Annotated in this window: 10 protein-coding genes and 3 rRNA genes; all 13 read right to left on the bottom strand. The window is 45.7% G+C overall.

Features of this window, described 5'->3' with window-relative positions; translation table 11 throughout:
• Positions 1 to 504: 504 nt before the first annotated feature.
• Positions 505 to 620: ribosomal RNA gene (gene rrf, locus NSS80_RS00505) — 5S ribosomal RNA — on the bottom strand.
• A 61-nt stretch (positions 621 to 681) separates the two neighbouring features.
• Positions 682 to 3612, bottom strand: a 23S ribosomal RNA gene (locus NSS80_RS00500).
• A 182-nt stretch (positions 3613 to 3794) separates the two neighbouring features.
• Positions 3795 to 5343, bottom strand: a 16S ribosomal RNA gene (locus tag NSS80_RS00495).
• Together the 16S, 23S and 5S rRNA genes form the textbook arrangement of a ribosomal RNA operon.
• 342 nt (positions 5344 to 5685) lie before the next feature.
• The gene (lysS, locus tag NSS80_RS00490) at positions 5686 to 7185 is read right to left on the bottom strand and encodes a lysine--tRNA ligase (RefSeq protein WP_034284259.1); all 1500 of its coding nucleotides are present in this window, start codon (positions 7183 to 7185) and stop codon (positions 5686 to 5688) included.
• Positions 7186 to 7275: 90 nt separating this feature from the next.
• Positions 7276 to 8277, bottom strand: coding sequence for a tRNA dihydrouridine synthase DusB (gene dusB / locus NSS80_RS00485; RefSeq protein WP_024425662.1), 1002 nt, complete (start codon positions 8275 to 8277; stop codon positions 7276 to 7278).
• A complete protein-coding gene (locus tag NSS80_RS00480) occupies positions 8270 to 8503 on the bottom strand; it encodes a helix-turn-helix transcriptional regulator (RefSeq protein WP_024425661.1) in 234 nt (77 codons plus the stop codon). Before NSS80_RS00480 ends, dusB begins: the two co-directional genes overlap by 8 nt.
• Positions 8455 to 8958: a 2-amino-4-hydroxy-6-hydroxymethyldihydropteridine diphosphokinase gene (folK, locus tag NSS80_RS00475; RefSeq protein ID WP_326254492.1), complete on the bottom strand. Its 504-nt coding sequence runs from the start codon at positions 8956 to 8958 to the stop codon at positions 8455 to 8457. Before folK ends, NSS80_RS00480 begins: the two co-directional genes overlap by 49 nt.
• Positions 8955 to 9317 (bottom strand): dihydroneopterin aldolase, encoded by a 363-nt coding sequence (folB, locus tag NSS80_RS00470; protein ID WP_144496864.1) that lies wholly within the window; start codon positions 9315 to 9317, stop codon positions 8955 to 8957. The genes folK and folB overlap by 4 nt, the downstream gene beginning before the upstream one ends.
• Positions 9310 to 10167 (bottom strand): dihydropteroate synthase, encoded by an 858-nt coding sequence (gene folP, locus NSS80_RS00465; RefSeq protein ID WP_342498392.1) that lies wholly within the window; start codon positions 10165 to 10167, stop codon positions 9310 to 9312. The genes folB and folP overlap by 8 nt, the downstream gene beginning before the upstream one ends.
• A 9-nt stretch (positions 10168 to 10176) precedes the next feature.
• Complete coding sequence (pabC, locus tag NSS80_RS00460) at positions 10177 to 11025, bottom strand: aminodeoxychorismate lyase (protein WP_101676977.1); 849 nt, start codon at positions 11023 to 11025, stop codon at positions 10177 to 10179.
• Complete coding sequence (gene pabA / locus NSS80_RS00455; protein ID WP_024425656.1) at positions 11022 to 11615, bottom strand: aminodeoxychorismate/anthranilate synthase component II; 594 nt, start codon at positions 11613 to 11615, stop codon at positions 11022 to 11024. The genes pabC and pabA overlap by 4 nt, the downstream gene beginning before the upstream one ends.
• Before the next feature lie 13 nt (positions 11616 to 11628).
• Positions 11629 to 13047 carry an anthranilate synthase component I family protein gene (locus NSS80_RS00450; RefSeq protein ID WP_335370923.1) on the bottom strand — a complete coding sequence of 473 codons (1419 nt, stop codon included), beginning with the start codon at positions 13045 to 13047 and terminating at the stop codon, positions 11629 to 11631.
• Between the two features lie 124 nt (positions 13048 to 13171).
• Positions 13172 to 14095, bottom strand: coding sequence for a cysteine synthase A (gene cysK, locus NSS80_RS00445; protein WP_024425655.1), 924 nt, complete (start codon positions 14093 to 14095; stop codon positions 13172 to 13174).
• Between the last annotated feature and the right edge of the window lie 14 nt (positions 14096 to 14109).

The raw sequence follows: 14109 nt of genomic DNA, 5'->3' as shown, positions 1-14109 counted from the left end.
AAACATTCAAAAAAGAAATCTTGTTATTATTTTATTTTTCTGAGAAATCTTTTTTGCATAAAAAAGTGTGAAAATACTGCTGGTCTTTACTATTTTTCAACAAAATCGTTTCACATCATTTTTCTATTGCTTCAAATAATTTTAACAGGAGAAATAAAATGAGTATTGTTTCTTTCACTTCTTCTATCTTTTTAAATTGGAAATGCAACAATAGCTGACCATCCCCTTCGGGATGAAGTCTTTCTATTTAGTGCCCTATACATCGCCTTTCTATATCTATTTAGCCGAAGGTGAGGTTTTCTATGCTTTTAGTGTAGACCCTTGATAATTTGAGCTGCTGGTTCATATGATGACCGACATGTTAAATTGAAAGAGCGTAAATTTTGATTCATTTAGCAATCAACGAGGGAACAACGTATTTTCACTTTAAGAACCTATTACATAGAAGCAAGTCATGCAAAACACAAAAAAGACCAGTTCCGACTGGAACTGATCCTTATAGAAGCTTGGCGGCGTCCTACTCTCACAGGGGGAAACCCCCAACTACCATCGGCGCTGAAGAGCTTAACTTCCGTGTTCGGTATGGGAACGGGTGTGACCTCTTCGCTATCGCCACCAAACCTGATGGAGAGAATGTTCTCTCAAAACTAGATAACAATGTTCATGCTTCACATTAGAATATAGGTTAAGTCCTCGATCTATTAGTATCTGTCAGCTCCACGTGTCACCACGCTTCCACCTCAGACCTATCAACCTGATCATCTTTCAGGGATCTTACTTCCTTGCGGAATGGGAAATCTCATCTTGAGGGGGGCTTCATGCTTAGATGCTTTCAGCACTTATCCCGTCCGCACATAGCTACCCAGCGATGCCCTTGGCAGAACAACTGGTACACCAGCGGTGCGTCCATCCCGGTCCTCTCGTACTAAGGACAGCTCCTCTCAAATTTCCTGCGCCCGCGACGGATAGGGACCGAACTGTCTCACGACGTTCTGAACCCAGCTCGCGTACCGCTTTAATGGGCGAACAGCCCAACCCTTGGGACCGACTACAGCCCCAGGATGCGATGAGCCGACATCGAGGTGCCAAACCTCCCCGTCGATGTGGACTCTTGGGGGAGATAAGCCTGTTATCCCCGGGGTAGCTTTTATCCGTTGAGCGATGGCCCTTCCATGCGGAACCACCGGATCACTAAGCCCGACTTTCGTCCCTGCTCGACTTGTAGGTCTCGCAGTCAAGCTCCCTTGTGCCTTTACACTCTGCGAATGATTTCCAACCATTCTGAGGGAACCTTTGGGCGCCTCCGTTACATTTTAGGAGGCGACCGCCCCAGTCAAACTGCCCACCTGACACTGTCTCCCTGCCCGATAAGGGCAGCGGGTTAGAAGGTCAATACAGCCAGGGTAGTATCCCACCGATGCCTCCACCGAAGCTAGCGCTCCGGTTTCCAAGGCTCCTACCTATCCTGTACAAGCTGTACCAACATTCAATATCAGGCTGCAGTAAAGCTCCACGGGGTCTTTCCGTCCTGTCGCGGGTAACCTGCATCTTCACAGGTACTATAATTTCACCGAGTCTCTCGTTGAGACAGTGCCCAGATCGTTGCGCCTTTCGTGCGGGTCGGAACTTACCCGACAAGGAATTTCGCTACCTTAGGACCGTTATAGTTACGGCCGCCGTTTACTGGGGCTTCAATTCGCACCTTCGCTTACGCTAAGCGCTCCTCTTAACCTTCCAGCACCGGGCAGGCGTCAGCCCCTATACTTCGCCTTACGGCTTCGCAGAGACCTGTGTTTTTGCTAAACAGTCGCCTGGGCCTATTCACTGCGGCTTCTCGGGGCTTTAACACCCTAAGAAGCACCCCTTCTCCCGAAGTTACGGGGTCATTTTGCCGAGTTCCTTAACGAGAGTTCTCTCGATCACCTTAGGATTCTCTCCTCGCCTACCTGTGTCGGTTTGCGGTACGGGCACCTCTCACCTCGCTAGAGGCTTTTCTTGGCAGTGTGGAATCAGGAACTTCGCTACTAAATTTCGCTCGCCATCACAGCTCAGCCTTTACGGGAAACGGATTTGCCTATTTCCCAGCCTAACTGCTTGGACGCGGATATCCAATACCGCGCTTACCCTATCCTCCTGCGTCCCCCCATTGCTCAAATGGTGAGGAGGTGGTACAGGAATATCAACCTGTTGTCCATCGCCTACGCCTTTCGGCCTCGGCTTAGGTCCCGACTAACCCTGAGCGGACGAGCCTTCCTCAGGAAACCTTAGGCATTCGGTGGACGGGATTCTCACCCGTCTTTCGCTACTCATACCGGCATTCTCACTTCTAAGCGCTCCACCAGTCCTTCCGGTCTGGCTTCACAGCCCTTAGAACGCTCTCCTACCACTGTTCGTAAGAACAGTCCGCAGCTTCGGTGATACGTTTAGCCCCGGTACATTTTCGGCGCAGAGTCACTCGACCAGTGAGCTATTACGCACTCTTTAAATGGTGGCTGCTTCTAAGCCAACATCCTGGTTGTCTAAGCAACTCCACATCCTTTTCCACTTAACGTATACTTTGGGACCTTAGCTGGCGGTCTGGGCTGTTTCCCTTTCGACTACGGATCTTATCACTCGCAGTCTGACTCCCAAGGATAAGTCATCGGCATTCGGAGTTTGACTGAATTCGGTAACCCGGTAGGGGCCCCTAGTCCAATCAGTGCTCTACCTCCGAGACTCTTACCTTGAGGCTAGCCCTAAAGCTATTTCGGAGAGAACCAGCTATCTCCAGGTTCGATTGGCATTTCACCCCTACCCACACCTCATCCCCGCACTTTTCAACGTGCGTGGGTTCGGGCCTCCATTCAGTGTTACCTGAACTTCACCCTGGACATGGGTAGATCACCTGGTTTCGGGTCTACGACCACGTACTCATGCGCCCTATTCAGACTCGCTTTCGCTGCGGCTCCGCATCTTCTGCTTAACCTTGCACGGGATCGTAACTCGCCGGTTCATTCTACAAAAGGCACGCCATCACCCGTTAACGGGCTCTGACTACTTGTAGGCACACGGTTTCAGGATCTATTTCACTCCCCTTCCGGGGTGCTTTTCACCTTTCCCTCACGGTACTGGTTCACTATCGGTCACTAGGGAGTATTTAGCCTTGGGAGATGGTCCTCCCGGATTCCGACGGAATTTCACGTGTTCCGCCGTACTCAGGATCCACTCTGGAGAGAACAACATTTCAGTTACAGGGCTGTTACCTTCTTTGGCGGGCCTTTCCAGACCTCTTCGCTTATATCGTTCCTTTGTAACTCCGTATAGAGTGTCCTACAACCCCAAGAGGCAAGCCTCTTGGTTTGGGCTGTTCCCGTTTCGCTCGCCGCTACTCAGGGAATCGCATTTGCTTTCTCTTCCTCCGGGTACTTAGATGTTTCAGTTCCCCGGGTATGCCTTCTCATACTCTATGTATTCAAGTATGGATACTACTCCATTACGAGCAGTGGGTTTCCCCATTCGGAAATCTCCGGATCAAAGCTTGCTTACAGCTCCCCGAAGCATATCGGTGTTCGTCCCGTCCTTCATCGGCTCCTAGTGCCAAGGCATCCACCGTGCGCCCTTTCTAACTTAACCATTTCTTACTTTAGAAAGAATCACTATGTGTGATGAACTTTGCATTGCATTCAATGTGAATGTATTACTTATTGTTATCTAGTTTTCAAAGAACAATCCTGTCTCGCTAGAGACATGTTTTGAAGGAATGATCCTTCAAAACTAAACAAGACGAAAACGTACGCTGCTCCATATATCCTTAGAAAGGAGGTGATCCAGCCGCACCTTCCGATACGGCTACCTTGTTACGACTTCACCCCAATCATCTGCCCCACCTTCGGCGGCTGGCTCCATAAAGGTTACCTCACCGACTTCGGGTGTTGCAAACTCTCGTGGTGTGACGGGCGGTGTGTACAAGGCCCGGGAACGTATTCACCGCGGCATGCTGATCCGCGATTACTAGCGATTCCAGCTTCACGCAGTCGAGTTGCAGACTGCGATCCGAACTGAGAACAGATTTATGGGATTGGCTAAACCTTGCGGTCTTGCAGCCCTTTGTTCTGTCCATTGTAGCACGTGTGTAGCCCAGGTCATAAGGGGCATGATGATTTGACGTCATCCCCACCTTCCTCCGGTTTGTCACCGGCAGTCACCTTAGAGTGCCCAACTGAATGCTGGCAACTAAGATCAAGGGTTGCGCTCGTTGCGGGACTTAACCCAACATCTCACGACACGAGCTGACGACAACCATGCACCACCTGTCACTCTGTCCCCGAAGGGAAAGCCCTATCTCTAGGGTTGTCAGAGGATGTCAAGACCTGGTAAGGTTCTTCGCGTTGCTTCGAATTAAACCACATGCTCCACCGCTTGTGCGGGCCCCCGTCAATTCCTTTGAGTTTCAGTCTTGCGACCGTACTCCCCAGGCGGAGTGCTTAATGCGTTAGCTGCAGCACTAAGGGGCGGAAACCCCCTAACACTTAGCACTCATCGTTTACGGCGTGGACTACCAGGGTATCTAATCCTGTTCGCTCCCCACGCTTTCGCTCCTCAGCGTCAGTTACAGACCAGAGAGTCGCCTTCGCCACTGGTGTTCCTCCACATCTCTACGCATTTCACCGCTACACGTGGAATTCCACTCTCCTCTTCTGCACTCAAGTTTCCCAGTTTCCAATGACCCTCCCCGGTTGAGCCGGGGGCTTTCACATCAGACTTAAGAAACCGCCTGCGAGCCCTTTACGCCCAATAATTCCGGACAACGCTTGCCACCTACGTATTACCGCGGCTGCTGGCACGTAGTTAGCCGTGGCTTTCTGGTTAGGTACCGTCAAGGTGCGAGCAGTTACTCTCGCACTTGTTCTTCCCTAACAACAGAGCTTTACGATCCGAAAACCTTCATCACTCACGCGGCGTTGCTCCGTCAGACTTTCGTCCATTGCGGAAGATTCCCTACTGCTGCCTCCCGTAGGAGTCTGGGCCGTGTCTCAGTCCCAGTGTGGCCGATCACCCTCTCAGGTCGGCTACGCATCGTCGCCTTGGTGAGCCATTACCCCACCAACTAGCTAATGCGCCGCGGGTCCATCTGTAAGTGACAGCCGAAACCGTCTTTCATCCTTGAACCATGCGGTTCAAGGAACTATCCGGTATTAGCTCCGGTTTCCCGGAGTTATCCCAGTCTTACAGGCAGGTTACCCACGTGTTACTCACCCGTCCGCCGCTAACATCCGGGAGCAAGCTCCCTTCTGTCCGCTCGACTTGCATGTATTAGGCACGCCGCCAGCGTTCGTCCTGAGCCAGGATCAAACTCTCCGAAAAAATACAAAACCGAAGTTTTGCTTTTCGCCAGTTTGACTGACTACCTATGAAGTTTCATAGGATTTTTTTATAAAAACTCGAATTAACAGGTACGTTTTGTCTTGTTTAGTTTTCAAAGATCATTTTCGTTATCGCTCGTAAGCGACTTTAATATCTTAACATTTTGCGTCGGTTAAAGTCAAGAACTTTTTTCAATTTCTTTTTTTAACCTCGTTGCTGTTTTGCGGCAACGAATAATAATATACCATCTGGATTCTTTCCTTGCAATAGTTTTTTTAAAAAAAGTTTCATTTTATGAAAAATAAAAAGCGCCATAGATAAAATGGCGCTTTGATTGATGTATTAGCGGTTTCTCATTTGTGGGAAAAGCAGTACATCTCTGATTGATGGAGAATTTGTTAAAAGCATGATTAATCGGTCGATCCCGATTCCTAAACCACCTGTTGGAGGCATGCCGTATTCTAATGCTTCAACAAAATCGTCATCCATTAGGTGTGCTTCGTCATTTCCTTCTTCACGTTCTTTTAATTGAGCTTCAAAGCGTTCTCTTTGATCAATTGGATCGTTTAGCTCTGTGAATGCATTTGCATGCTCACGGCGTACGATAAACAGCTCAAAGCGATCTGTGAAGCGAGGGTCTTCAGGATTTTTCTTAGCTAATGGAGAAATCTCCACTGGATGTCCGTAAATGAATGTAGGCTGAACCAATGTTTCTTCTACTTTTTGCTCGAAGAACTCATTGATAATATGACCTACTGTCATATTTTTCGTGATTTCAACACCATGATCAGCAGCATGCTGTTTTGCTTCTTCTACAGACATCTCCTGCCAGAAGTCTACACCTGTTGCTTCTTTGACTGCTTCAACCATATGCAGTCTCTTCCATTCAGGTTTGAGATCAATTTCATCTTCTCCATATTGAATGGTTGTTGTTCCCAGCACCTCTTGGGCAATATGAGCAATTAAGTTTTCAGTCAGATTCATAATGTCTTTGTAGTCTGCGTATGCTTCATACAGCTCAATCATAGTGAATTCTGGGTTGTGGCGAGTCGATACCCCTTCATTACGGAATACGCGGCCAATCTCATATACTTTCTCTAGACCACCGACAATTAGGCGTTTTAAGTGCAGCTCGATCGCAATACGCATATAAAGCGGCATATCAAGTGCATTGTGATGAGTAATGAAAGGACGCGCTGATGCACCACCAGGAATGCTGTGCATTGTTGGTGTTTCAACTTCTAAGTATCCTTTAGAATCTAAGTATCTTCTCATGGATTGAATGATTTTGCTTCGCATAATAAACGTCTGCTTACTTTCTGGATTTACAATGAGGTCCAGGTAGCGCTGACGATAGCGTTGTTCAACATCTTTTAATCCATGATATTTATCAGGAAGCGGGCGAAGTGCTTTTGTCAGAACCTCAAAGCTAGTCGCTTTAATAGAAAGTTCTCCTACATTAGTTTTAAAAACAGTTCCTGTTACACCAATGATATCGCCTAGGTCTGAGCTTTTGAATAATTCATAAGCTTCTTCCCCTACACTATCTTTACGAACATAGATTTGAATTTGTCCTTCTAGGTCTTGAATATGCGCAAAGCCAGCTTTTCCTTTTCCGCGCTTTGTCATCATACGACCAGCGATTGTTACTTGAGCCGCTTTTCCTTCTAAGTCTTCTTTAGAAAACTCGTCATATTCAGCGATAATTTGCGCAGATTGATGAGAACGGTCATATCGTTCACCGAATGGATCGATACCCTCTTCTCTCATTTTATTCATTTTGTCACGTCTGACCTGGAATTGGTCATTTAATTCTTCGTTATTAAGCCCTTCATTACTCATTTATATCACTCCAATAATGTATTTTGCAGAGAAAAGCAGAAAAACTGCCAGTACATGCACTAGCAGTGAGCTACAAAAAGAAAGATAGTCTTATCCTACTTTTATACTTTGAAGCTCTTTTGCCTCGGCTTCGATCGTAAAGTCATCAAGAACTTGTACAAGCTCCGCTCTCGTTTCACTTTGATTGATTTGGTTTCTTACGTCAGCGTTGCCGCGGACCCCTTTTAAGTACCATGCTGCATGCTTTCTCATTTCTCTAACAGCGACATGCTCGCCTTTCAGGTCAATGAGTCTGTCTAAGTGAAGTTTGCACACTGACATTTTCTCACGCACGTTTGGCTCTTCTTTCAGTTCACCCGTTTCTAAATAATGAACCGTTCGATAAATCATCCACGGGTTTCCAAGTGCGGCTCTTCCGATCATAACAGCGTCCACACCTGTTTCATCAAGCATACGTTTTGCATCTTGAGGGGTTTTGACATCGCCATTGCCGATGACAGGAATTGATACAGATTGTTTAACCTCTTTTATAATATCCCAATTCGCTGTTCCTTCGTACATTTGCACGCGTGTCCGTCCGTGAAGCGCAACCGCTTGTCCACCAGCTCGTTCAACAGCACGGGCATTGTCGATAGCAAAGATATGGTCTTCGTCCCAGCCCATTCTCATTTTCACTGTAACTGGTTTGTCTACAGCTTCTACGACAGCAGAGACCATTTCATAAATCTTGTTTGGATCAAGGAGCCATTTCGCTCCTGCATCACATTTCGTAATCTTTGGTACAGGACAGCCCATGTTGATATCAATAATATCAGCTGTGGTATTCTGGTCTACGAACTTTGCCGCTTCGACGAGTGTGTCTTTTTCCCCTCCAAATATCTGAAGGCTCAAAGGCTTTTCCCGTTCATCAATGTATAGCATACCCATTGTTCTCGCGTTGTTGATCAGGATCGCTTTGTCACTGACCATTTCAGCGCAGACTAAGCCCGCTCCAAACTCTTTCACCGTCAGTCTGAAGGCAGAGTTGCACACACCAGCCATTGGTGCGAGCACTACTTTGTTTTTAATCTCGATATCTCCGATTTTAAACATTTTTCCCCCTCCTTTCTTCTTCAAGAATTGGCGATAGTTCTTCCACCGTTATATTTAAAGCATCTGCTATTTGACCAACCAATTGGTTTGTTGGTAATCGATTGCCTCGCTCAATTTCTCCTAAGACAGAGACAGAGATGCCTAGTCTTTTCGCGAACCCTTCCTGAGTATACCCTTTTAGCTTTCGGTATGCACGAATTCTTCTACCCCACATGTCTTTTTCCATATGCTTACACCTTCTTGGTCTGTTACGGCATTTATTTGTACTTCGCCGATTTCTGGGCAAATCTCACTCATCGGGACAAGAACGAATAAACGTTCGTACATTCTGGGATGCGGCACTACAAGTTGTTCTGTTTCAATATTTTCACGATTATAAAGTAAAATGTCAAGGTCAGCCGTTCGCGGTCCCCATCTCACTTCTCTTGTTCTGCCTAACTCCTGCTCGATTTTCTGAGTAAGAGACAGTAGTTCCTCCGGACGAAGTGAAGTGGTAATTTTCACGGCCATGTTTAAAAAGTCATCTTGGTTTTTATAGCCTACAGGTGCTGTTTCATATATCGATGAGATTAATTCCACTTGAACCTCTGGATGTTCATGCAGTTTTTTGACGGCTTCTTTTAAATAGGTTTCTTTTTTACCTATGTTTGAGCCTAATGCGATGTATGCTGTATTGTTCATGTGCGCGATCTCGTCATTTCAATTGCAACGGACTGATAATGTCCTGGAATTGGCGGATCTGGTTTGATCACCTTCACTGTACATTCCTGAACTGTCGGAAAGTCCTTTAACACTTGGTTTGCAATTCTTTCTGTCAGTGTTTCAACAAGATTGACCGGCTCGCCTTCTACAATGCTTTTGCAGATTTGGTAAAGCTCTGCATAGTTGATGGTCTCATTGAGGTCATCAGTTTGTCCGGCTTTACTTAAATCAAGTGAAGCTGTTAAGTCCACGCGGAATCGCTGCCCTAATTTATTTTCTTCTGCAAATACACCGTGGTACCCGTAAAATTCCATTCCTTTTACATATACTTTATCGATGATAAGCGCCTCCCTTATTCAGCATGGCATCCATCATTTTTGCCATTCTTGCTATTTCTTTTACATCATGTACACGGACCATCGAACTGCCCTTTTGAATCCCAAGGCAGACCGTCGCACCTGTTCCTTCAGTACGTTCTTCAGGCGGCAGGTCTAAGACAGCACCAATGAATCGTTTTCGAGATGTAGCCAGCAGCAGTGGATACCCAAGGTGACAAAAATGTTCGAGTTCATTCATGACCTTCAGGTTGTCCTCTTTATTTTTCGCAAATCCTACACCTGGATCTAATATGATCATGTCATCACGGACACCCGCTTGCTGGGCAATTTGGACACTTTCTTTCAAATCGGCGATCATATCTGAAATCAGATGTGTGTAGTTTCGTTCTGGCCGATTGTGCATTAAAATGATTGGGACATTGTGCTTCGCCGCCACATGTGCCATTTGGGGATCTGCCTTCGCTCCCCATACATCATTAATGATAGAGGCTCCAGCTTTCACCGCTTCATCTGCAACACGGGCTTTATACGTATCAATAGAGATAGGTATATCTAATTCTTTTGTGATTTTCTCAATGACAGGAATGACCCTTGAAAGCTCCTCTTCTTCCGAGACAAGTGCCGCTCCTGGGCGAGTCGATTCTCCGCCAATATCAATAATATGCGCCCCGTCTTCTATCAGCTGCGCTGCATGAGCCAGCGCTTTATCTACTTGATTAAACTTTCCTCCATCTGAAAAAGAGTCAGGAGTGACATTTAAAATGCCCATGACCAATGTCTTTTCTTCATAGCTAAGGGTGTGATGCTTGGCCTGAATGATTTTAGGCTGTTTTATCAATTGTTGTGTCATTGTGTCCACCTACTCTTTATGGTCTTGACGTTCTTTTGTGTATTGCATTCTTAACTTTGTTGAGATGATCCGGCTGTTTGTGGGCAAGTGGATGTCTCCTATACACCCGAAAGGTACAACTCCCTGAACAGAATTGGTCATCCATGCCTCATCAGCTGAGAGCAAATGTGAGACTGGGTATCGTCCTTCCTTTAGCGAGACCCCCATCGCGTGGAGCGTTTCCATACAGTATCGACGAGTGACCCCATTTAAAATGCCTGTATCAAGTGACGGTGTATAGACCACATCATCTTTTCGCCAAAATACATTCGAGGTAATGCCTTCTGCCACATCATCTTCTTTTGTTAAAAAGATGCCTTCTAACGCCGGGTCGTTCCCCACTTCTCTTTTCGCGAGCAGGTTGTTCATATAGTGATGAGACTTGAGGCGCCTTGGCCCTTCCGGTGTGTTCCTTCTTGTTTGAAGAACGAATCCCTTTTTCTCATCCAAAATAGATTCTGGACGGAATGGAGAGATCATGACAAAAACGACAGGCTCTTCATAAGGGTCTGCAGAAAACCCATTGCCTCTGCCCGCAGAAACATTCAAGCGAATTCTCGCATGGCCGCCGGCTATTTGGTTTTTATTTAGTAAAGTATGAATGATGTCGAGTACAAATGGTTTCTCTATTGTGGATTCGATGCAAAGGTCACGTAATGATTGATTGAGCCTTTCAAGATGCCAATCTAACAGGAAGACTTGTCCTGCCAGGCTGGTAAATGTTTCGAATACACCGATGCCATATAGAAAACCATGATCAAAAGGAGAAAGAGTCGCGTCTTTCTCCTCTATATACTGACCGTTCAGATAAATGATCATGCGTTTACTTCATGCCCCTTTTTACGATAGGTTTCAATGAAATTTTTCAGCATTTCTTTGCCGAAGGACGTCATAATCGATTCAGGATGGAATTGCACACTTTCAATCGGCAGTTCTTTATGACGAATCGCCATGAGCTCGCCTTCCTTTGTGCTGGCTGTTGCGTCAAAGCACTCTGGCAGCGTCTCGTTTTTGACAATTAATGAATGATATCTCGTTGCGACGAGCGGATTTTGAAGTCCTGTGAAAACACCTTTTCCATCATGTTTAATCTCTGACGTTTTACCGTGCATTAGGCGCTCTGCTCGAACGACATCCCCGCCAAAGACTTGCGCGATGGATTGGTGACCTAGACACACACCGAAGATTGGAATGCTTCCTGCAAAGTGCTTGATCGCCTCCATACTAATTCCCGCTTCATCAGGACTGCATGGTCCTGGAGAAATCATGAGAAAATCCGGCTTGAGCTCTTCAATTTCTTGAATGGTTACTTGATCATTCCGTTTCACGATCAATTCTTCTCCAAGCTCACCTAAATACTGGACCAGGTTGTACGTAAATGAATCATAATTATCAATCATTAAAATCATACTCTGCTCACCTCTAACTCAAAATAGTCTCTTCTTTGCTCAGCTGTAATGCTTTTTTCACTGCATAGGCTTTTTTAATCGATTCTTTATATTCGTGTTTAGGGACAGAATCTATGACGATCCCCGCACCTGACTGCATAAAGGCTTTTCCTTCTGTACAATACGCAGTACGAATGACGATATTAAAGTGCATATCTTGATTGAATCCAAACCAGCCTATAGATCCAGTATAAAGCCCACGTCTTGTTGGCTCAAGTTCTTCTATGATTTCCATCGTCCTCACTTTTGGAGCACCTGTAATCGTTCCACCTGGGAATACAGCTCTCATGACATCTACCGCGTCACATTCATCACGCAGCTCTCCTTGTACATTGGATACAATATGCATCACGTGCGAATATTTCTCAATCGCCATAAATTCGTTCACTTTTACGGATCCATAAGTGGATACGCGTCCAAGATCATTCCGCTCAAGATCAACGAGCATCACATGCTCTGCGCGTTCTTTTTCATTTTCAATGAGCTCTTTTGCCAGCGCTTGATCCTCAGCGTCGTCTTTGCCTCGTGATCTTGTTCCCGCAATTGGTCTTGTTTCTAGCTGAGTTCCTTTTTTCTTAATAAGCAGCTCTGGAGATCCACAAACAATCTGGAAGTCAGGCGTATGCAGGTAAGACATGTAGGGAGACGGATTTACTTGACGTAACATTTTGTATAAATCATACGGATGAGTGTGAAGCTGTTCATCTTGCCTGATGGATAAGTTCACTTGGAACACATCACCATTTGCGATATATTGCTTAATTTTCTCTACTGCTTCCCCAAAGGTTTCTTCAGTGAAAGGTGCTGCTGGTACAAATTCTGTGGAAGATTCATTGACAGGTGATTGTGCTGATTCTTCTGAAGAGCTTGTCCATTTTCGCTTCCATTCTTCAAGCCTTTGGTTCGCTTCACTCCCTGATTCCGCTTCCTCTATGTGCGTGATCAGCCACAGCGCGTTTTCTTCATGATCAAAGACTGCAACATCGTTAAATACGAGGAAATAAAGGTCTGGTGTTTTAAGGTCGTCAATTGCCAGCATCTTAAAATGCTCGATGTATCTAGCATAATCGTAGCTTAAAAACCCAATCGCTCCGCCTTGAAAGTCGGGGTATTCGTCGTTCGTTTCGGTTTGAAGGGTTTGAAACCAATCCGTAAACGCTCTGAATGGATCACCTTCTTTGAACAGCACCTCATCTTGATAATGGATGGTCGTCATCCCATCTTTCCCCTTCGCTTTAGCGATCGGGTGAATACCAGCGATGCTATATGAACCGCCGCGCGCACTTTCAAGAAGCACATGATGTGTTTCACGAGCAGTTAATTGTTCGTATCTTTTCAAGAATGCATCTTTCGTAAAAGGAATTTTGATGCCCATCGGCCTGCGTTGTGTCATGTTATCATCCTTTTTCATTTTCATTAATCTTATTGTAATGCAATCCAATTTATTTAGAAAACAGTATTTCCTTTCCATCTTCAGAATTCATGAAAAAACCCCAGCAAATGCTGGGGTGATTGGTTTAATCGAATTGATAAAGAGGTGTACTGAGGTAACGCTCTCCATTACTTGGTATGATGGCGAGAACCTTTTTCCCTTTACCAAGCTTCTTCGCTGTTTGAAGCGCTGCGTAAATAGCTGCTCCTGAAGAAATACCGCCAAGAATTCCTTCTTCTTTCGCTGCTTTTCTTGCAAGCTCAAATGCATCTTCGTTTTTCACTTGGATGATGCCGTCATATATTTCTGTGTTCAAGATTGAAGGAACAAAACCTGCTCCAATTCCTTGAATTTTATGCGGACCCGGCTTCCCGCCTGACAATACAGGGGAATCTGTCGGCTCTACTGCATAAAGCTGGATGGATGGGATGGCTTCTTTTAGGACTTCACCAGCACCTGTAATCGTACCGCCCGTACCAACACCTGCAATAAATGCATCAAGCTCGCCGTCAAATTGTTCAAGGATTTCTTTCCCAGTTGTACGACGGTGAATCTCCGCATTGGCTTCGTTGCTAAATTGCTGAGGCATGAAGTAACCATGCTCCTCTGCCAATTCTTCCGCTTTTTTGATGGCGCCTTTCATTCCTTCTGCACCTGGTGTTAAGACAAGCTCTGCACCATAAGCGCGTAAAAGGTTGCGGCGCTCCTGACTCATTGTGTCCGGCATAACCAAAATCGCGTTAATTCCTTTAGCAGCCGCTACCATTGCAAGGCCAATTCCTGTGTTTCCGCTTGTTGGTTCAATAAGCGTATCGCCAGCTTTTAATGTTCCTTTTGCTTCAGCATCTTCGATCATCGCTAAAGCAATACGATCTTTGACACTGCTGCCCGGGTTCATATATTCAAGTTTCAAGTAGACATCCGCACTGTCTTCATCTACTAAACGGTTTAATTTAACGACTGGTGTATTTCCTATTAGTTCAAAAACTGAATTTGCAATACGAGCCATCACTAACACCTCTA

The organism is Bacillus sp. FSL M8-0350, from assembly GCF_038593345.1.
Classification (GTDB): Bacteria; Bacillota; Bacilli; order Bacillales; family Bacillaceae; genus Bacillus; species Bacillus safensis.
The sequence above is the reverse complement of the archived record's forward strand: the minus strand, read 5'-3'. Positions and strand labels throughout refer to the sequence as shown.